General features: G+C 45.3%; 16 protein-coding genes. All 16 read left to right on the top strand.

Annotated elements, in window-relative coordinates; translation table 11 throughout:
- Positions 1–15: 15 nt before the first annotated feature.
- Positions 16–3,198, top strand: a complete 3,183-nt coding sequence (locus tag F752_RS0101515; RefSeq protein WP_017729953.1) for a TAT-variant-translocated molybdopterin oxidoreductase — start codon at positions 16–18, stop codon at positions 3,196–3,198.
- Positions 3,199–3,216: 18 nt separating this feature from the next.
- Positions 3,217–4,590 carry an NrfD/PsrC family molybdoenzyme membrane anchor subunit gene (gene nrfD / locus F752_RS0101510; protein WP_017729952.1) on the top strand — a complete coding sequence of 458 codons (1,374 nt, stop codon included), beginning with the start codon at positions 3,217–3,219 and terminating at the stop codon, positions 4,588–4,590.
- 1 nt (position 4,591) lies between these two features.
- On the top strand, positions 4,592–5,119 hold the full coding sequence (locus tag F752_RS0101505) for a DUF3341 domain-containing protein (protein WP_017729951.1): 528 nt from the start codon (positions 4,592–4,594) through the stop codon (positions 5,117–5,119).
- A 16-nt stretch (positions 5,120–5,135) separates the two neighbouring features.
- The gene (locus F752_RS0101500) at positions 5,136–5,783 is read left to right on the top strand and encodes a c-type cytochrome (protein WP_026135439.1); all 648 of its coding nucleotides are present in this window, start codon (positions 5,136–5,138) and stop codon (positions 5,781–5,783) included.
- An 8-nt stretch (positions 5,784–5,791) separates the two neighbouring features.
- Positions 5,792–7,180 (top strand): hypothetical protein, encoded by a 1,389-nt coding sequence (locus tag F752_RS0101495; protein WP_017729949.1) that lies wholly within the window; start codon positions 5,792–5,794, stop codon positions 7,178–7,180.
- 28 nt (positions 7,181–7,208) lie between these two features.
- Positions 7,209–8,282 carry a cytochrome c oxidase subunit II gene (locus tag F752_RS0101490; protein WP_017729948.1) on the top strand — a complete coding sequence of 358 codons (1,074 nt, stop codon included), beginning with the start codon at positions 7,209–7,211 and terminating at the stop codon, positions 8,280–8,282.
- 25 nt (positions 8,283–8,307) lie between these two features.
- Positions 8,308–10,194 carry a cytochrome c oxidase subunit I gene (locus tag F752_RS0101485; protein ID WP_017729947.1) on the top strand — a complete coding sequence of 629 codons (1,887 nt, stop codon included), beginning with the start codon at positions 8,308–8,310 and terminating at the stop codon, positions 10,192–10,194.
- Positions 10,154–11,296: a COX15/CtaA family protein gene (locus tag F752_RS0101480; protein WP_236613957.1), complete on the top strand. Its 1,143-nt coding sequence runs from the start codon at positions 10,154–10,156 to the stop codon at positions 11,294–11,296. The genes F752_RS0101485 and F752_RS0101480 overlap by 41 nt, the downstream gene beginning before the upstream one ends.
- Positions 11,269–12,168 carry a heme o synthase gene (cyoE, locus tag F752_RS0101475; RefSeq protein WP_017729945.1) on the top strand — a complete coding sequence of 300 codons (900 nt, stop codon included), beginning with the start codon at positions 11,269–11,271 and terminating at the stop codon, positions 12,166–12,168. Before F752_RS0101480 ends, cyoE begins: the two co-directional genes overlap by 28 nt.
- A gap of 3 nt (positions 12,169–12,171) precedes the next feature.
- Positions 12,172–12,762, top strand: coding sequence for a cytochrome c oxidase subunit 3 (locus tag F752_RS0101470; RefSeq protein WP_017729944.1), 591 nt, complete (start codon positions 12,172–12,174; stop codon positions 12,760–12,762).
- A 41-nt stretch (positions 12,763–12,803) separates the two neighbouring features.
- The gene (locus F752_RS0101465) at positions 12,804–13,550 is read left to right on the top strand and encodes a cytochrome c oxidase subunit 3 (protein WP_017729943.1); all 747 of its coding nucleotides are present in this window, start codon (positions 12,804–12,806) and stop codon (positions 13,548–13,550) included.
- 20 nt (positions 13,551–13,570) lie between these two features.
- Positions 13,571–13,897: a cytochrome C oxidase subunit IV family protein gene (locus tag F752_RS0101460; protein ID WP_017729942.1), complete on the top strand. Its 327-nt coding sequence runs from the start codon at positions 13,571–13,573 to the stop codon at positions 13,895–13,897.
- Between the two features lie 197 nt (positions 13,898–14,094).
- Complete coding sequence (locus F752_RS0101455; RefSeq protein ID WP_017729941.1) at positions 14,095–14,745, top strand: SCO family protein; 651 nt, start codon at positions 14,095–14,097, stop codon at positions 14,743–14,745.
- Between the two features lie 5 nt (positions 14,746–14,750).
- On the top strand, positions 14,751–15,341 hold the full coding sequence (locus F752_RS0101450; protein ID WP_017729940.1) for a DUF420 domain-containing protein: 591 nt from the start codon (positions 14,751–14,753) through the stop codon (positions 15,339–15,341).
- Between the two features lie 47 nt (positions 15,342–15,388).
- The gene (locus F752_RS0101445; protein ID WP_017729939.1) at positions 15,389–15,655 is read left to right on the top strand and encodes a hypothetical protein; all 267 of its coding nucleotides are present in this window, start codon (positions 15,389–15,391) and stop codon (positions 15,653–15,655) included.
- A 377-nt stretch (positions 15,656–16,032) separates the two neighbouring features.
- Positions 16,033–19,740, top strand: a complete 3,708-nt coding sequence (locus tag F752_RS0101435) for a sensor histidine kinase (RefSeq protein WP_017729937.1) — start codon at positions 16,033–16,035, stop codon at positions 19,738–19,740.
- Positions 19,741–19,784 lie beyond the last annotated feature (44 nt).

The raw sequence follows: 19,784 nt of genomic DNA, 5'->3' as shown, positions 1-19,784 counted from the left end.
TATTATATATATACAATGAAAGAAAATAAAAAGAGATACTGGAAGGGACTGGAGCAGTTGGCAAACGATCCTGAGTTCATTAAAAAGAACCAGAATGAATTTGCGGACTACCTGCCCATTAACTCAAATAAAGGAAATGGGGGAGAAGGTGGCCCTAATCGCCGCGACTTCCTTAAAATGATGGGGTTTGGACTGGCTGCGGCTTCTCTGGCTGCCTGTGAGGCTCCGGTAAAGTATGCTATTCCATACCTGAATAAGCCAATAGATGTAGATCCTTCTCTGGTAAACTACTACGCTTCCACCTATGCAATGGAGGGAGGCTTCTGTAGTATAGTAGTCCGTAACCGGGAAGGGCGCCCTATTAAAATAGAAGGAAACAATTTTTCGAATATCACCCGTGGCGGAACCAGTGCGCAGGTAGAAGCATCTGTGCTGGACCTCTACGATAACTCACGCTTCAGAGGTCCTCTCATCAGCGGAGAACCAGCCGAATGGCCGGAAGTGGATAAGGGAGTAATGGCTGGACTGGAGAGGGCACGAAATGTAAAAGTAGTAAGTAATACCGTTTACAGCCCTTCTACAAAAGCTGCTATCGAGGAATTTGCCAGCCGCTACAATGCAGAGCATATCATGTATGATGCTCATTCAAGCTATGCGCTTATAAAAGCTCATGAAGATACATTCAGTGTTCCTGCTATTCCTTCATACGACTTTACTAAAGCCGATGTAATTGTAAGTTTCGGGGCGGACTTCCTCGGTACCTGGATTTCGCCGGTAGAGTTTAATAAGCAGTATGCAAAAACCCGAAAGCTGGGGCCGGAAAAAAGGGTAATGTCGCGTCATTACCAGTTCGAATCAGTTTTAACCATTACAGGAGCCAATGCCGATTACAGGACTCCGATTCGTCCTTCTCAGGAAGCAGAAGCAGTAGCTGCCCTTTACAAAATGATTGTGCAGCGAGATGCAGGCACTGCTGCCGCAGAATTTAAATATTTAGAAAAAGCCGCCAAAGATCTCCTGAAGAACAGGGGGCGTGGGCTGGTGGTGAGCAGCTCTAATCATATTGTAGTACAACGCCTGGTAAATGCCATCAACGTTGCCCTTGACAATTATGGGAGAGGAAAAGCCGTCGATATAACCCGTCCGGCCTTCTACCGTCAGGGCAATGACCGCCAGATGACACAGTTTGTGGCACAGGCAGTAGCCGGAGAGGTAGATGCGGTAGTGTTCATGGATTGTAATCCTGTATATGATTTTGCAGGTGGAGAAGCCCTTGGTGAGGCATTAAGAGCTGGTAAAATAAAAACAAGCGTTTCAACTGCCATGAAAATGGATGAAACAGCGGCGCTTTGTACTTATATTGCTCCTCAGCACTACTACCTGGAAGCATGGAACGATTATGAGCCACGGAAGAATAATTTCTACGTAGCTCAGCCTACCATTCGTCCGCTCTTCCTTACGCGCCAGGTGCAGGAGAGCCTTCTTTTATGGGCAGGTCTCCCTACAGTAAATTATTACGATTTTATGCGTGCACGCTGGAAGGAAGCATTCTTCCCGCTGCAGACAGAAATTGCTGATTTCGACCTTTTCTGGGATGCCGTGCTTTATACAGGCGTGTTCATACCAGGCGTTCCACTGGACCTCGATCCAAAGGCGGACCTCAGGTATGAAACAGCCGCTACTGTAGAAGATGAGACAGGAGCTTTAACCCCCATTTTTTCAGCCGATACGGATGCCGACCTGGCTGCAGTACCAAGAGCAGTAAATGTGGCACCAGGCCAGCACGAACTGGTAATCTATGAAAAGGTGGGGATTGGAACCGGCCGCCATGCCGGGAACCCATGGCTCCAGGAGCTGCCAGACCCAATCAGCCGGGTTACCTGGGACAACTACCTTACCATTCCTATGGCCCTGGCTAAAGAATTGGGACTGGAAATGGAGTATAATGAGACCAAAAAAGTTAAACTCACAGTTGGTGACCAAACTGTTGTGCTTCCGGCAGTAATCCAGCCGGGTCAGGCAGTGGGTACTGTGGGAATTGCCATGGGCTATGGCCGCTCCAATGTAGGGGTAGTAGCCGATAAAATTGGTATCAATGCATACCCGTTCATTAGAATTGAGGAAGGGGTACTGAAATACTTTGTACCGGAAGGAGTAAAAATAGAAGCGACTGACGAGCATTATGCCTTGGCTCAGACCCAAACCCACGATACTTATATGGGCCGGGCCACTGTTATTCAGGAGGCTACTCTTCAGGAATACCAGCAGGATCCTAAAGCAGGCAGGTTTGAACCAATGATTGCGACTTCAGAAGGACCCATTGCACCAGATAAACTTAGTCTCTGGGACGGCCATCTGTACCCGAATCACCACTGGGCAATGGTAATTGACCTTAACTCCTGTACCGGCTGTAATGCCTGTGTTATTTCCTGCCAGACCGAAAATAATATTCCGGTTGTAGGTCGCCAGGAAGTGTTAAACCGCCGGGAAATGCACTGGATCCGGATTGACCGCTACTACAGCGCAAAGACGGAAGCAGAAATGAATGAAATGGAGCTGAATATGCTGGAAGACAAGCAGTTAGAGCTTGCTTCAGCCAATCCGGATGTTGTTTTCCAGCCTATGCTTTGCCAGCATTGTAATAATGCTCCATGCGAAACGGTATGTCCTGTAGCGGCTACCACCCATAGTTCCGAAGGTTTGAATATGATGACTTACAACCGTTGTGTAGGTACCCGCTATTGTGCCAACAACTGTCCATATAAAGTTCGTCGATTCAACTGGTTCAAATACCACGATAATGCGGAATTTGCGGATGTGAACCCTGCCATGAATTACGATTTAGGTAAAATGGTACTGAATCCGGATGTAACCGTTCGTGCGAGAGGGGTAATGGAGAAATGTACCTTCTGTGTGCAGCGGATTCAGGAAGGAAAGCTGGAGGCTAAGAGAGAAAACCGCCGCCCGAAAGATGGCGAAATTATTACCGCCTGTGCAAAGGCCTGTCCTGCCGATGCCATTGTTTTCGGAGACATCAATAACCCTGACAGTCAGATTGTACGCCTGCTGAAAGCAGAGGAACAAGGCCGTGCCTACAATGTATTAACAGAGATTGGAACAAGGCCAAACATTTTCTATCTGACAAAAATCCGGAATGTGGATCTTGATTTAGAAGGTGAGGAAGTAGTTACTGCTTAATTTTAAAAGAATCAGAATATGCATGTTACAGCACCCGTAAGGGAACCATTAGTTACCAATGGCAAAACCATAAAAGATGTTACTCAGGACATCAGCAGGCATGTGGAGGCGAAGCCAAATCCTTTATGGATGTTCGCCATGGCCGTTTCGCTTGCCTTGTTAACGGTAGGAACTTATGCAATTTACCGGACCGTATGGGATGGAATTGGCATGTGGGGATTGAATAAGACAGTAGGCTGGGCCTGGGACATTACCAACTTTGTTTGGTGGGTAGGTATCGGCCACGCCGGTACTCTTATCTCGGCAGTACTCCTTTTGTTTCGCCAGAAGTGGAGAACATCCATTAACCGGGCTGCAGAGGCGATGACGATTTTCGCCGTTATCTGTGCCCTTATTTTCCCACTCCTGCACACAGGCCGACCATGGTTGTCACTTTACTGGTTGTTCCCACTTCCCAATACCTGGGGTTCGCTGTGGGTTAACTTTAACTCACCGCTCCTGTGGGACGTATTTGCAGTTTCAACCTACTTTACCGTGTCGCTGGTTTTCTGGTACATTGGCCTTATTCCAGATTTTGCTACCATTCGGAACCGTGCGACTGGTAAGATTCCAAAAGCTGTATATGGAGCATTAAGCCTTGGCTGGACGGGTGGAGCAAAAGCATGGCAGCGTTACGAATCAGTTTCCCTGATCCTGGCTGGTCTGGCTACTCCACTGGTGCTTTCGGTTCACACCATTGTATCCATGGACTTTGCCACTTCGGTAATACCAGGCTGGCACACTACAATTTTCCCTCCATACTTTGTGGCAGGTGCGATTTTCTCAGGCTTTGCCATGGTATTAACGCTGATGATTATTACCAGAAAAGTGTACAAGCTGGAGGATTATATTACCATTACCCATATTGAGCTGATGAACATCATCATCATGGTAACAGGCTCTATTGTAGGTATTGCTTACATTACCGAGCTTTTCGTGGCCTGGTACAGTGGAGTGGAGTACGAACAGTATGCTTTCCTTAACCGGGCTACCGGCCCTTACTGGTGGGCATATGCCACCATGATGACCTGTAACGTGATTTCTCCACAGCTGTTCTGGTTCAAGAAAATTCGTACCAGCATCGTTGCTACTTTTATTCTGTCTATTATCGTGAATATTGGGATGTGGTTCGAACGTTTTGTAATTATCGTAACCTCCCTGCACCGCGATTATGTACCTTCGAGCTGGGTAATGTTCTCTCCAACTATTTACGATGTGGGAGTTTACATCTTTACCTTTGGATTGTTCTTTACCCTCTTCTTCCTTTTTGCGAAGTTCTTCCCGGTAATCAATATGGCAGAAGTAAAAAGTGTGTTAAAATCATCATCAGCAACTGAACAACAAAACCATTAAGATGACAGCTTCAAATAATTATGTTGTCGGATTATACGACGATGAAGATGTGCTGCTGGAAGCAGTACAAAAAGTGAGAAAGAGCGGAGTACATATTGAGGAGGTGTATACACCCTTTCCTGTTCACGGTTTGGATGAAGTATTGGGTTATAAAAGAACCCGCCTTCCTGTTGCCGCCTTTTTGTTCGGTTTGCTGGGGACGATACTTGCCTTTACCATGATGATTGGAATGTACACGATCGATTGGAAAATGAATATTGGTGGTAAAGACTTTTTACCCTTACCGGATTTTATTCCGATTGCTTTCGAATTAACGGTTCTTATCTCCGCCCTCGGAATGGTGAATGTGTTCTTTGTGGTAAGTAACCTGAAGCCCTGGGGAATTCCAAGGATCTTTGATTTACGCACCACAGATAACCTGCACCTCATTGCCCTGAACCTGGATGCTAATACCATTCCTGTAGAAGAACTACGGAAAGTGCTGAAAGAAACGGGTGCCGTGGAAGTAAATGATAAAACTTTTGAATAAAACCGCTGAAAATAAAATGCGATATACATCAAATTTAAAAAGTCTGGCACTGGGGGTAATGGCAATGGCAGGGCTTTCTGCCTGTGGAGCGGAAGGAAATGATCCGGGTCTCGAGTTTGCCCCCCAGATGTACCATTCCGTGCCTTACGATCCACTGTCCCAGATTACAAATGAATCGGCTGGAGAGTGGCTCAGCACCAGGAAAGATGAACGAGGTGAGTTTTATAATTCAAACCCTTATAACCCGCACAATATGAATATGCGGGTTCCGCCTGAGAATACCGTAGTGAGGAATGGAACGGGAATGCTCCCTTACCGCTATCCGAAAGATTCAGCCGGTAGTACGTATTATCTGGACCTTGCGGCAGCAAATGTAAAAAACCCGCTGCCGGAAACAGAAGAAATTACTGAGCAGGGACGTATCCTTTATAATAATTTCTGTGCTCCTTGTCATGGAGGAAGTGGGGCAGGCGATGGCCCTGTAGGTGAAGTTTATAAAGGTATCCCAAATTTTGCAGGTGGAAGATATGCTGAAATGACAGAAGGCCATATATACCATGTGATTACACATGGGCAGGGCCGGATGTGGCCATATGCTTCTCAGGTGGCGCCAATTGACCGCTGGAAAATTGTTCGCTATGTTCAAACTCTTCAAAAACAATAATCAGCTCCATGGAAATTAATATTACGAAGGAAGAACAATTTAATTTTACCTCCAGGTTTAAGAAAATCCTCGGTATTGTCTTGGTAGTCGGCATTCTGGCTGTTATTGGAGGAATAGTGGTAGGAATATCGGGGGGAGAGGAACACCATGGTGCTGAACATGAAGCAACTGAAGTAACAGAGGAGTTCAGGACCGGCGAAGGTTCTGGAGACGGACCACGTACCCATGCTCCCGGTACCGGCGATCCGCAGGCTTTCGATATGGCTGCCGTGGAACATGGGCCAGACTGGGTTACCCGCCTGTTTGCAAACCTTTGGATCAACAACCTTTTCTTTACAGGCCTGGCCATCATTGGAGTCTTTTTTGTGGCCATTCAGTATGTTTCACAGGCAGGTTGGTCAACAGGATTTCTGAGAATTCCTCTTGCAATGGGGGCATGGTTACCCTATGCTGGAGTGCTGATGCTGGTGGTTTTCTGGTTTGGAAGCCATGATCTTTTCCACTGGACCCACGAAGGGCTTTACGAGAAGTTCCTGGCCGATGGTAAAACGCCTAATCCTGAATATGATGAAATAATAGCCGGTAAAGAAGCATATCTGAATACCGCTTTTTATATCGGACGTACAATAGCCTACTTTATTATATGGGCTGGCGCATTTTACTTCCTGCGCAAAAAATCTCTTGAAGAAGATATTAATGGCGGAACCTCATACTGGTATACCCTCCGGAAATACTCAGCCATTTTCCTGGTTTTGTTTGCGGTGACTTCTTCTACTGCTGCCTGGGATTGGGTAATGTCCATTGATCCTCACTGGTTTAGTACCCTGTTTGGGTGGTATGTTTTCTCCAGCTGGTGGGTATCTGGTTTGGCGGCAATAACATTAGTGGTTATTCTTTTGCGTGAGCACGGATACCTGAAGGTGGTTAATGCCAATCACGTACATGACCTTGGCAAATTTGTTTTTGCATTCAGCATTTTCTGGACCTATCTATGGTTCTCACAATTCCTGCTGATTTACTATGCCAACATTCCGGAAGAATCAATTTACTTCATAGAGCGGCTGAGCAGTGATTATTATTCTCCTATATTCTTTATAAACCTGGTGATAAACTTTGTTTTTCCATTCTTTGTTTTGATGACAAGAGATGCAAAACGGCATTCTATATTCCTGAAAATCACCTGTATAGCAATTTTATTCGGCCACTGGCTGGATTTCTACCTGATGGTAACACCAGGTGTTATGAAAGAGTACGGAGGCTTTGGTTTACTGGAAACCGGGTTAACCCTTATTTATGGTGCCGCTTTCCTTTTTGTTACCTTTACTGCCTTATCAAAGGTTCCATTGGTACCAAAGAACCACCCAATGCTGGAAGAAAGCCTACACCATCACATATAACGAGTATTCACACTAATTCAAAAAACCCATGTTTGGTATATTATTAGCGATAGGTGCTGTTGTTCTCATTGCTATTTTACTCCTGATTTACCGTATTTATACACTCGTGAATGTGGTTCGCGGAACGGAAAAGAAGCGGGTATCGAAGAGCAATAAAGTTAATGCGGTACTCTTTGTATTGTTCATGCTCATTTTTGGCGGATGGTTCTTCTACTATTCATTTGCCGCTTACGATAAGTACCAGGTACCACTTGCGTCTGTTCACGGGCTTGAATATGAGCAGATTTTCTGGACCACTACCTGGATATGTGTAGCCGTTTTTGTGCTTACCCACGTGCTGCTCTTTGTTTTCTCTTACATTTACCGGTATAAAAAAGACAGGGTAGCTACCTTTTACCCCGACAACACAAAACTTGAAGTAATCTGGACTATTATTCCTGCCATTGTACTTTCAATTCTTGTATTTGGTGGGTTCCAGGTTTGGGCTGATATGACAGATGCTGCTCCTCCGGAAGCCGAGGTGCTGGAAATAATGGGTTACCAGTTTGCCTGGGAAGCACGTTATCCTGGAGAAGATGGAAAGTTGGGAGCGCATGATTTTCGCCTAATTGATGCTATCAACCCCATGGGAGTAAACTTTCGCGATGAAAATGCCTATGACGATTTTATTGCGCGGGAGATTTACCTGCCAAAAGGAGTGCCGGTAGAAATGAAAATCCGGGCAAGAGATGTACTGCATAGTGTATATCTTCCACACTTTCGCCAGAAGATGGATGCGATGCCAGGTATGCCAACCCGTATGTGGTTTATTCCTACAAAAACCACTGCAGAGATGCGTGAAGAGCTGAATGACCCTGATTTTAACTACGAACTGGCCTGTGCCGAAATTTGTGGTAGAGGACACTTCTCGATGAGAAAAGTGGTAGTGGTAGTAGAGCCTGAAGAGTATGCGAAATGGTATGCCGAGCAGCAGACTATTACGGAGCAATATCCGGAGCTAAGAAATCTGCCACTGGAAGAGGAAGAGCTGGATGAAACAGAAGGAGCGGGCCCTGTTTCCGAAGTAGTGGAGTCCGAAGAGGTTGAATTGAGTCAGAAATAAGCAATTGCATTAAAACTATTTTGATATGGCTACCATAAACGTAGAAAAGTCCCATACAGGTGGAGCCGCCGATGCCCATGCGCACGGTGCGCACGACCATCAGCAGAGCTTCATTACGAAATATATTTTCTCTACCGACCATAAAATGATCGGTAAGCAGTATCTCATTAGCGGTATCTTCTGGGCCTTGATTGGCGGTTTTCTGTCTATCCTCTTTCGCCTTCAGCTGGGATTTCCGGGAATGGACATGACTTTCCTGAAGCCTCTTTTAGGAGATTGGATTACCACCTCCGGTACCTTGGATCCGGAGTTTTACCTTGCACTGGTAACCATGCACGGAACCATCATGGTATTCTTCGTGCTAACCGCCGGTTTGAGTGGTACTTTCAGTAATTTCCTGATTCCGCTGCAGATTGGTGCCCGCGATATGGCCTCCGGCTTTATGAACATGCTTTCTTACTGGTTCTTCTTTGTGGCCAGTGTTATTATGTTTTACAGCTTGTTTATTGAAACAGGGCCGGCTGCAGGTGGCTGGGTGGTGTATCCTCCCTTGAGTGCCTTGCCGGAAGCAATTTCCGGTTCTCACCTGGGAATGACCCTCTGGCTGATATCCATGACGCTCTTTATTGCCTCGCAGTTACTGGGTGGTATCAACTATATTGCCACCGTAATTAACCTGCGGACCAGGGGCATGTCCTTTGCAAAAATGCCTTTAACAGTATGGGCTTTTTTCCTGACTGCTGTATTAGGTCTGCTTGCTTTCCCGGTTCTGTTTGCCGCCGCACTCTTACTTGTATTTGACCGTAGCTTTGGTACCTCTTTTTACCTGGCCGACATTTACATCGCAGGCGAGGCACTGCCGCACGTAGGTGGTAGCCCTCTGTTGTACCAGCACTTATTCTGGTTCCTGGGCCACCCTGAGGTGTATATTGTAATTCTGCCTTCTTTCGGTATCGTATCTGAAGTAATGGCAACCAACGCACGTAAACCAATTTTCGGATACCGTGCCATGATTGGCTCTCTGTTAGGGATTTCCGTACTGTCCTTCGTCGTGTGGGCGCACCATATGTTCGTTTCAGGAATGGACCCCTTCCTGGGTTCGGTCTTCATGTTCCTGACGCTTATAATTGCCGTACCATCGGCGGTGAAGGTGTTTAACTACCTGACTACTTTGTGGCGTGGTAACATCATCTTTACGCCGGCCATGTTATATTCTATCGGCTTTGTTTCGCTCTTTATTTCCGGCGGCTTAACAGGTATTTTCCTTGGTAATGCTGCCATTGACGTGCAGCTGCACGATACTTACTTCGTAGTAGCTCACTTCCACCTGGTAATGGGTAGTGCAGCCTTCTTTGGGATGATGGCCGGTATTTATCACTGGTTCCCGAAAATGTTTGGCCGCATGATGGACAATAAGTTAGGCTACTTCCACTTCTGGGCTACCTTTATTGGGGTGTACATGGTGTTTTTCCCTATGCACTATATCGGTATTGCAGGTTTCCCGAGAAGGTACTATTCATTCACCAATTTCGATGCCTTTAGCGGATTTACCGATTTGAATATGTTCGTGAGCATCGCGGCTATCGTTACCTTTACGGCTCAGCTGGTGTTTATCTTCAACTTCTTCTATAGCATGTACCTTGGAAGAAAAGCGCCTGCTAACCCGTGGAATTCAAACACGCTGGAGTGGACAACACCTGTAGAGCCAGGACATGGCAACTGGCCCGGCGAAATACCAACTGTATACCGCTGGCCTTATGATTACAGTAAGCCGGGTGCGAAAGAAGATTATATTCCTCAGAACATTCCATATGCTATGACACCGGAATCTAACCTTCCTCACGAAACTGCTATGATTGACATGGAGAAGGATGACGATGCTGTGGTTGTGGATCGTGAAGGCAAACACTAAACGATACTGGCAAAAAAAATATGGTAAACTGGCTGCAATCACCATTGCAGCCGTTTACCTTTTAATTATTGTCGGAGGGGTGGTCCGTAGTACTGGTTCAGGAATGGGTTGCCCGGACTGGCCAAAATGTTTTGGGAGCTGGGTACCGCCAACATCGGCGGAGCAGCTCCCTTCTGATTATAAAGAAGTTTATTCGGAGAAGAGAGGAGAGAAAAACAAACGGTTTGCCAGCTTACTGGAGGTGTTTGGAGCTGACCAGCTCGCGTACCAGCTAAGACATGATGAATCCCTTTTAATTGAAGCAGATTTTAATCCGGTTAAAACCTGGATCGAGTACTTTAACCGCCTGGTGGGGGTTACGATAGGGTTTTTAATAATGGCTACCTTTGCCGTCTCTTTTTCTTTCAGGAGTAGCAGGCCGGGTATCTTTTGGGCTTCGCTGGCCACTTTTGTGCTGGTAGTGTTCCAGGGGTGGTTAGGTTCTATAGTGGTTTCCACCAACTTATTGCCCTGGATGGTGACGGTGCATATGCTACCGGCCCTGGTAATAGTGGCCCTCCTTGTGTGGGCAAAGTTTCAGGTACAGGAAGAGTCTCCAATTGAATTGAAAAAGGAGCACCGGCAAAAGCTTGGAGCTTTAACCTTGCTGTTGATTGGCTTTTCGCTTGTTCAAATAATTTTAGGAACACAGGTGAGAGAATTAGTCGATGAAGCCGCAGTACGGCATCAGTATACCAACCGGGAAGTGTGGATAGAGGAGTTAGGTATTATGTTTTACATTCATCGTTCTTATTCCATTGTAATTCTTTTGTTTCACCTGTTATTGTTTTATTTAGTTCGTAAATTTGCTCCGCAGGCAGCTAATTTAAACAAGTGGAGTAGTATTTTGCTGGCGGTTCTATTGCTGGAGATAACTAGTGGGGTTATTATGGCTTATTTTGCTATACCGGCTTTTTTACAGCCAATGCATCTGTTTTTTGGAACGGTACTCTTTGGCGTCCTGTTTTACATTCTGCTGTTAGTGAATAGCAGACGGGTCGAAAAAATGGAACAAACTGATTTAAATTCTGACGTATGTTTATTGCAAGAAGCAGGGAAATAAGTGTTGCCGCTTATGTGGTGGAAAAGGTGAAGATTTATACAGAACTGGTTAAGCTGAGACTTTCTTTTCTGGTGGCGTTTTCATCTGCGTTTGGTTTTGTGCTGGCTTCAAATGGTAGCATTAACTGGTGGGTTTTAAGTGTGCTGAGCCTGGGTGGTTTTCTTGTCAGTGGTGCATCCATTACGCTGAACCAGATTTTTGAACGGGAACTGGACAAGAAGATGAAAAGAACGCAAAACAGACCACTACCTACCGGCAGGATTAGGGTTCAGGAAGCGGCTCTTTTTGCAGCCTTTCTGGCTGTTGTGGGGCTTGGGCTGCTGTTGGTATTTACCAATATACTCACCACGGTTCTTTCTCTGGTTTCAATGATTTTGTACAGCCTGGTTTATACACCTATGAAGCGGGTAGGCCCTTTGGCTGTGCTAGTGGGTGCTATTCCCGGGGCTTTGCCTCCCTTATTAGGGTGGACGGCTGCCACCGGGGTGATTACAGCAGAGGCCCTTATTATTTTCGGTATTCAGTTTATCTGGCAGTTTCCGCACTTTTGGGCGATTGCCTGGGTAGCCGACGAAGACTATAAGCGAGCCGGTTTTAAGCTGTTGCCCTTGGGAGGGAAGAAAGATTTTAATACTGCCCTTCAAATAATGACCTATACCCTGTTCCTGATTCCCCTTGGCCTTTTACCGCTTAAGCTGGGGATTACAGGAATCAATTCCGCTATTATTGCGACCGTTTGCGGTGTTTTGTTTCTTTCCCAAACATTTAAACTAATGCGGAATCAGGACCGGAAGTCAGCATTGAGAATAATGTTTGGTTCTTTTCTTTACCTTCCGGTAGTGCAGATTGCTTATCTACTTGATAAAATTTAAAAGATGAATACACAAAATATAAATATTGTTCAGGCAGAGCAGCCGCAGCTGCCTTTGTCAATGAGCCCGAAGAAGTTTATCCTCTGGCTGTTTATTGTGTCGATTGTTATGCTATTTGCCGCCTGGACCAGTGCCTATATTGTGGCACAGGCGGAAGGAGTGGGGGTGCCTATCGAACTGCCTTCCCTTTTTGGCTATACCTCCATTTTGCTTATCCTTAGCAGTATTAGTATGCACCTGGCTTACCGGGCAGCAAAAAGAGATCAGCTAAATTTGCTCAGGATATTCAGTACCATTACTTTTATTCTCGGAGTTGGATTTCTGGCGGGTCAGCTGCTGGGTTTTGAACAGCTGGTGGCATCGAACGTTTATTTTGTAGGCGGTACGGCCATTGACTCCTTTACCTTTGTACTGCCTTTTATGCACGGAGTCCATATTGTGGCCGGATTGGTGTTTCTGTTAATCGTTCTTGTTCAGTCCTTTAGGTATAAGGTTCATTCCAAGAGCATGCTTTCGATAGAATTGTGCGCAACCTTCTGGCACTTTTTAGATGGACTATGGCTATATTTGTTCCTGTTTTTGACTTTCAACTAAACATATCTTATTATCGTATCAACTTGTATTAAACGTTTATTATGGCAGCGGAAGTTACTTTAAACAAACCAAAACGCAGTATCTGGGACGGCGGACAATCACCCTTCAAGGCGAGCTATGGAAAGCTGATGATGTGGTTCTTTCTTCTTTCAGATGCCTTTACTTTTTCCTCTTTGCTGATTGGCTATGGCTATGTCCGGTTTAGCTTACCCGCTTATGAGGGCTCTCTTGATAATTATGCTGCCTCGCAGGAGGTGTGGCCTGTTGCTGAAATGGTGTTCGATGCTGTTCCTTTCCTGCATGGGGTTCACCTTCCGCTGGTATTTGTTGGTATCATGACCTTTATTCTCATTTTGAGTAGTGTTACCATGGTACTGGCCGTAGAAGCCGGACACCGCATGGATCGCAAGGCCGTAGTTAAATACCTTCTCTGGACGATTATTGGTGGTGTAACCTTCTTGGGCTGCCAGGTGTGGGAATGGAGCCACTTTATTGCCGGAACAGAGGAAGGACTTCTGCTTGCGGATGGTACCCGACTTTTTGGAGCAAACCTCCTTGAAAATGAATATGGTCCACAGCTTTTTGCCAACTTCTTTTTCTTTATTACAGGCTTCCACGGAACCCACGTATTAAGTGGTATCATTTTGTTGTTTATCGTGTTTTATAATGCCGCTGTCGGAACGTACGACCGCCGCGGGCATTATGAAATGGTAGAGAAGATTGGTCTTTACTGGCACTTTGTAGACCTTGTTTGGGTATTTGTATTTACCTTCTTTTACCTTGTTTAAGACTTTTAAAAGATAAAGAGATGGCTCATCACGAAGAAAATCACGATATAGTAGTACAACCTGCTAATAAAGAACATATCAAAAAGATATGGAAAACCGCCCTTATCCTGGCTGCGGTAACGGCATTGGAATTCCTTCTGGCTTTTACCATGGAAAGGGGCCCCCTGTTGATTTCCATTTACGTAGGCTTAACCATTATCAAAGCCTTTTATATTGTAGCAGAATTTATGCACCTTCGTCACGAATCGAAAACCCTTATCTGGTCTATTCTGATTCCAACCATTTTTGTTTTTTGGTTAATTGTGGCCCTTCTAATGGAAAGCGATGGAGGAGTTCCTAACGTTTAGGACTTGTTTGGAATTTAAAAAAAGCCGGACTTAAAAGTACCGGCTTTTTTTATGCAATTTATCTTCGCCTGGAATGGATTTGAATGGGTGGTGCCGTAACTTTGCTACCACTTCAGAGAGATAAAAGCAGGAATTATTAAAGAATCTAAATTAATTCTGAGCTGCTTTTGTTTTAGTGAAGGTTAACTCTTATTTACATGAAAAACGCTAAAAAGTTTGCGGCTTTAACCTTCCTGCTCATTTTTCCAGTTTTCCTTATCTGGTTCCTTAGAACCTTTGGGGAAAACAAGTTTAGTATACCCGTTTTTCATCAGGATGCCACAGCGATAACTTCCGAATTCTGTTCTCCGCAGGAGGGGCAGCATTATATACCGGCTTTTAATTTTGTCAATAAGGAAGGGGAGTTCCTGAGTGAAAGCCACCTTAGTGGAAAGTTAACAGTGGTCAGTTTCTTCAACAGCCATTGCCAGGAGTCATGCCAACGATTGAATAATGAATTGTTGCGGCTCCAGGGGAATTTTGAAACGGAACCCGCTGTACAATTACTTTCTGTTTCCACCGACCCGGAGCGCGATACACCAGCCGAGTTAAAAGCTTATACGGAGGAAAAGGGATTGTCTAAACCAAAATGGGAATTTGTAACAGGCGAAAAAAACGCTGTTGAACAGCTTATTCGCTGTGGGTTTGTTTTACCGCTTATAAGTTCTTCCGCTGCCATTGCTACGCCGGCAAACCTTCAGTTGGTATTGGTAGACGGGCAGCGGCGTATCAGAGGCTATTATACCAGTGAGCGCAAAGAAATAGATCGATTGATAACCGAAATTAAAATCCTTTTAGAAGAAAGGTAGCCAGCATGACACAAATTGCATTTAATCCAAAAGATAAAATCATTCTCCGGAGTATTCTTATTATTTCCGTGCTCGTTCCGGTGGTGGTGGGCCTCCTGCTTGTTGTACCTTATAAACTTAGCCTTCCAGATTCGGTAATAATGGCTCTGCCCCGTATTAATGCCGGTATCAACAGCATTACCAGCATTATTTTAATATTAGGGCTTGTCTTTATTTTGCAACGTAAAGTAGAATGGCATAAGAGGATGATGTTATCCGCAATGGCTTTAGGAGCCTTGTTTCTGGTGTTTTATGTCATTTATCATGCTTCTGCACCTTCAACCAAATTTGGCGATGCAAACGGAGACGGCGTAGTAGAGGCGATGGAAAAAGCCGCAGTTGCATCGATCGCCGGATTTTATTATTTTGTATTGCTAACGCATATTGTCCTGGCAGCCATTGTGTTACCATTCGTGCTGATGTCGGTTTATTATGCCTTGAGTGGAAAAATTGATCGTCATCGGAAAATTGTACGCTATGCCTATCCTTTATGGCTGTATGTTTCCATCAGTGGGGTAGTGGTATTTTATATGATCAGCCCTTTTTATCAGCAATAGGTGCTGAACAGTAATTTGGGTTTGGTAGTTTAAAATTTATAGAGAGTATGAAAAAGTTTATCCTGATATCGCTCCATACATTGTACCTGTTGCTATTCAGTGTTGCAGTGCAGGCACAGTGCAGTATGTGTCGCTCTTCGCTGGAGAGTAATGTAAGTAGTGGCGATGTAGCGGTTAGTGCCAAGCTGAATCTGGGAATCATTTATCTCTTTGTTACTCCTTATCTTTTGTTCGGCCTGATTGCTTTTTTTTGGTACAGAGCATCTAAGAAAAATGGAAAAAATTTAAGGGTCGGGAGCTATATTAAAAGGTAAATGCCCCGCCTGCCGGAAGGGAAATATTTACTGATCCCCTGGTATAAGATGCATTCCTTTGCCGCCACTCATAAAAATGCCTCAATTGTCGGCAGATGTTCGAACCCGAACCCGGCTTTTTCTTTGGCGCCATGTACGTGAGTTATCTTTTTTTCGTTTTTATTAAATAGGAACTTCCTCCGGGATGTACCTCAGGTTTCATGAACCTCCTGTAATAGTTTACTACCTGGTGGATGTATCGGAGGTGGCGCTTCTCTTTCTGCCATTTAGTTTTCGTAATTACCCTATTCTGTTTTTATATGCTTTTGGAGGCATAAAGCAAAAGCCTTCCTTTAAATCGTAAAAATTATGTATTTTAAAGCCTTAATGGAATTCTCTTGGCTTTAAATCGTCCCATTTATTACGCTTTCCTTGCCGGCAGTGCTTGCCTGGGTTTGGCAGCCTTTCTGTTACTGCTAAATATCTTGTTCTTTAGCGGGCCTTCCTTTTACAGGCAGCAGCTGGAGCGGAACCTTCAGCATGAGCTGTCGCTGGCTCAGACAGAAATGGAGGAGGTAAAGGAAGCTTTGGCGCATAATCCTGAAGCTCAGTTCAGCCGCCTGCCAAAAGATTTACAGCATCAGTACTACATCTTTAAAAACCGCTCTCTCTGGTTTTGGTCGGACTACCATTATGTGCCGGTTTACGAAGATGTTGCCGGTAAAAATCACCTGCGATTCCTTGATTTACCTGAAGGGAAGTTTATTGCTTTAAGAGGAGAACAGGAACTGGAAGAGGGAGAAGTGGCAGAGATCTTTATGCTGATTCCGCTCTACATGGAAAGTATGGCTGAGGTAGGAGGGCTAAGCTTTAATAAGGATATTTTCATTAGTCCGGATTTCACGCTCTTTTCACCTTCTCATCCTGCTGATCATCCTGTTGTTTCCGATGGAGAAGGACAGGTACTTTTTAAAGTCGCCTTAGGCCCCAATTACCTCAACGGGCCGAATGTTTTTCTGCTACTGGCTAGTCTGCTTGCCTTTTTGGGCGGCGGCCTGTTATGTGTAGTTCTTTATGATAAAAGCCGTGAATACCTGGAGAACGGGTTTACTGCCAAAGCTTTTCTTCTGCTTGCCGGAAGTTTGGCAGCCATTCGGGCACTGATGCTGGCCACTGATTTTCCTTACCGCCTGTACCCCTTCAATTTATTCGACCCCACTTTTTATGCATCTTCCATTATCAATCCTTCTTTAGGAGATTTTCTGTTAAATGTGCTGGCTGTATTGCTGGTGGTGCTGCTGTTCTGGAAATACTGGCAGATTAACGGGTCTATCATCAGTGCATGGCTGGAAAAGCGTGCAGGTTATACTCCTTTTATTGTTGGCCTTACCCTCCTACATATAGGCTTCCTGTATTTTTATTACCAGGTATTGAAGGCATTGTTTTTTCATGGCCAGTATGTGCTGGATATCACCTCCAGCCTGCAGGTGAATAGCATTAAATTGAGTTCATGGCTTATTTTCTGCCTTCTTACCTTTATTTACATAGTCCTTAACTATTTTCTCTGCATGAGCCTGCAGCGCCTCATGTACAAAAGGCAGAAAATGCTCCTTCTGTATGCAGGAATGGGGGTACCGGCCCTGCTGTTAAGTGTGTGGTGGCCTGTTTTTCTGCTGGTGCCCCTCGCCATCGGAATTTATTTTCTGTTTTACCTTTTTATTCAGCGGAGACAGCGTTTGCAGCCTTACAATTACCACCTGCTCGTCTTTATTTTTGGTGGGGCGGTAGTGAGTGCCTTTAGCGGAGCCTGGGCATTGTATGAGTATGATGTACAGAGCAGGAGAGTGGCGAAAGAACGTTTTGCTCAGCAACTGCTGGTAGAAAATGACCTCGTGGGTGAATACCTGCTGTCGGAGGCTGTGTCGAAAATACAGGAGGATCCGTTCATTAAGAACCGCTTTTTCAACCCGCTCTTTAGTAAGCAGGGAATCAGCCAGAAAGTAGAGCGGATGTACCTTGGCCGTTATTTCGATAAGTATGACAGCCAGGTGCTGCTCTTCGACCTCAACGGAACAGTTATTAACCACCCAAACCGCTACCTTAATTACCATGCATTACTGAACAAAGCGGCAGAGGGCGAAAGTGAAACCGCTTACCCGGGGCTTTTTCTGTTGAAAGACGATACTCCGGGCGCTTCAGGCAAGCGTTATCAGCAGTTTATTCCTATCCGGGAAAATGGTGCTATTATGGGGTATATGCTGGTAGACCTCACGCTAAAACGCTACCTTACTAATACTATTTATCCAGAGTTGTTTTTGGGGAAAGAGCTAAAGGAGTCGCCTACCCAGCATATGGATTATGCCGTTTTCCGCAATGGTGCGCTGGAGTATAATGCCGGCGCCTTCGATTATGTGCACCAGTTGCCGGAAGGCTTTTTACAACAACCCGAACTTTACGAAGAAGGGATAGAGGTAAATGGCTATCACCATTTAGGGAAAAAAGGGGCAGATGGTAAGGTGGTAATAATTACAGATGAGTCAGCTCCTGCCTATTTCATTGTATCCAATTTCTCTTTTCTCTTTCTGCTGTGTGTTTTTTGTGTTACTCTTTGGTTGCTTTGCTATGTTGTCTACTACCGTTTCTCGATTCAGCGGCTGGATTTTACAGCCAAAATACAGCTTTACCTGAATTTTGCTGTTTTTATTCCGCTGCTGGTTGTGAGCGCTTCCATACTAAGCCTGATAAACAACTCTTTTAAGGAGGATACTGAGCAGGAATATTTTGATAAAGCGGAGAGTATCAGCCGAAATATGGCTGAAGTGCTTGAGAACCAGCGGGGCATTAGCGCAACTAACCAGGAGGAGCTTTCCAACGCCTTGGAACGGATTGCCCGCTATGCCGAGGCCGATTTGCACCTATATAGCACCACTGGTGAATTAGTAGCCACCAACCAGCCTGTTATTTACCAGCAAAATTACCTGGCTGCTTATATTAATCCACTGGCTCTTGCCGAAATAAAGGAGCAGAACAGCCGCCAGGTTTTACTGAATGAGGTGGTAAATAACCTTCAGTATAAATCTGTTTACATGGCGGTACGATCACCACGAAATGGTGCCCTGCTGGGTATTTTAAGCCTTCCTTTTTTCGAGTCAGGCTATCAGCTGGCCCAACAGTTAACGGCTGTTTTTAGCAGTATTGTTACCATTTTTGCTTCCCTTTTTATCCTTTTTCTACTCCTGTTATACCTGCTCTCGCGCGGCCTTACAGGACCATTGCGTTACATCGCTCAAAAAATGAAAAAGGTGAGCCTTACCGGTAAGAATGAACCCTTACACTGGACGACCAATGATGAAATAGGGATGTTGGTGAAGGAGTACAATCATATGCTGATTAACCTGCAGGAAAGTAAAGAAGCCCTTTCCCGCTCCGAAAAGGAATCTGCCTGGAGAGAAATGGCTAAGCAGGTAGCGCACGAAATTAAAAACCCGCTCACGCCTATGAAGCTGAGCCTGCAGCACCTGAGCCGTATGCTGAGAGGAAAGCTGGAAAGTGAGCAGGAAGAGGATAGAGTGGAAAAAACCGTAAAGTCATTGCTCGACCAGATCGATACACTGAGCGACATCGCTACTTCCTTTTCGGCCTTTGCCAAAATGCCGGTGCCAAAGCAGGAACGCTTCGATGTTGCCGTGGTGCTAAAGGGGGTGGTGCGACTTTATTCCAGCCAAAAGCAGGCGGTGGAGGCAGAAATTGAAGCAGGCGCGTTTTGGGTGCTCGGCGATGAGCAGATGATGCAGCGGACCTTTAACAATCTTATTTTGAACGGTCTTCAATCTGTGCCTGATACCAGGGAGCCTGAAATTCATGTGCGCCTGCAAAGGAGCAAGCAGGGCAGAGTCCTGATTGAGATTGAAGATAATGGAGAAGGGATTGACCAGGAGATTCGGGAAAAAGTATTTGTTCCGAACTTCAGCACAAAGTATACCGGCTCAGGCCTGGGACTCGCCATAGCAAAAAGAGGCATCGAACATGCAGGTGGCCGTATTTGGTTCGAAACGGAGCCGCGGCAGGGGACAGTCTTTTATATTGAGTTACCCCTAATTACCTGATGCTGGCCCGACTGTGCTTTGGTTTTCTCCTGCTCCTTCCATTA

The organism is Nafulsella turpanensis ZLM-10 (genome assembly GCF_000346615.1).
Taxonomy (GTDB): domain Bacteria; phylum Bacteroidota; class Bacteroidia; order Cytophagales; family Cyclobacteriaceae; genus Nafulsella; species Nafulsella turpanensis.
Note: the sequence above shows the minus strand (reverse complement) of the source record. Positions and strands in the feature narration are given on the sequence as shown.

Coding starts and splice junctions, on each gene's coding strand:
- F752_RS0101445 (WP_017729939.1), top strand. CDS start 15,389: ATGAAAAAGTTTATCCTGATATCGCTCCATACATTGTACCTGTTGCTA.
- F752_RS0101515 (WP_017729953.1), top strand. CDS start 16: ATGAAAGAAAATAAAAAGAGATACTGGAAGGGACTGGAGCAGTTGGCA.
- F752_RS0101465 (WP_017729943.1), top strand. CDS start 12,804: ATGGCAGCGGAAGTTACTTTAAACAAACCAAAACGCAGTATCTGGGAC.
- F752_RS0101490 (WP_017729948.1), top strand. CDS start 7,209: ATGTTTGGTATATTATTAGCGATAGGTGCTGTTGTTCTCATTGCTATT.
- cyoE (WP_017729945.1), top strand. CDS start 11,269: ATGTTTATTGCAAGAAGCAGGGAAATAAGTGTTGCCGCTTATGTGGTG.
- F752_RS0101495 (WP_017729949.1), top strand. CDS start 5,792: ATGGAAATTAATATTACGAAGGAAGAACAATTTAATTTTACCTCCAGG.
- F752_RS0101485 (WP_017729947.1), top strand. CDS start 8,308: ATGGCTACCATAAACGTAGAAAAGTCCCATACAGGTGGAGCCGCCGAT.
- F752_RS0101460 (WP_017729942.1), top strand. CDS start 13,571: ATGGCTCATCACGAAGAAAATCACGATATAGTAGTACAACCTGCTAAT.
- F752_RS0101500 (WP_026135439.1), top strand. CDS start 5,136: ATGCGATATACATCAAATTTAAAAAGTCTGGCACTGGGGGTAATGGCA.
- F752_RS0101470 (WP_017729944.1), top strand. CDS start 12,172: ATGAATACACAAAATATAAATATTGTTCAGGCAGAGCAGCCGCAGCTG.
- F752_RS0101455 (WP_017729941.1), top strand. CDS start 14,095: ATGAAAAACGCTAAAAAGTTTGCGGCTTTAACCTTCCTGCTCATTTTT.
- F752_RS0101480 (WP_236613957.1), top strand. CDS start 10,154: ATGACGATGCTGTGGTTGTGGATCGTGAAGGCAAACACTAAACGATAC.
- F752_RS0101450 (WP_017729940.1), top strand. CDS start 14,751: ATGACACAAATTGCATTTAATCCAAAAGATAAAATCATTCTCCGGAGT.
- F752_RS0101505 (WP_017729951.1), top strand. CDS start 4,592: ATGACAGCTTCAAATAATTATGTTGTCGGATTATACGACGATGAAGAT.
- nrfD (WP_017729952.1), top strand. CDS start 3,217: ATGCATGTTACAGCACCCGTAAGGGAACCATTAGTTACCAATGGCAAA.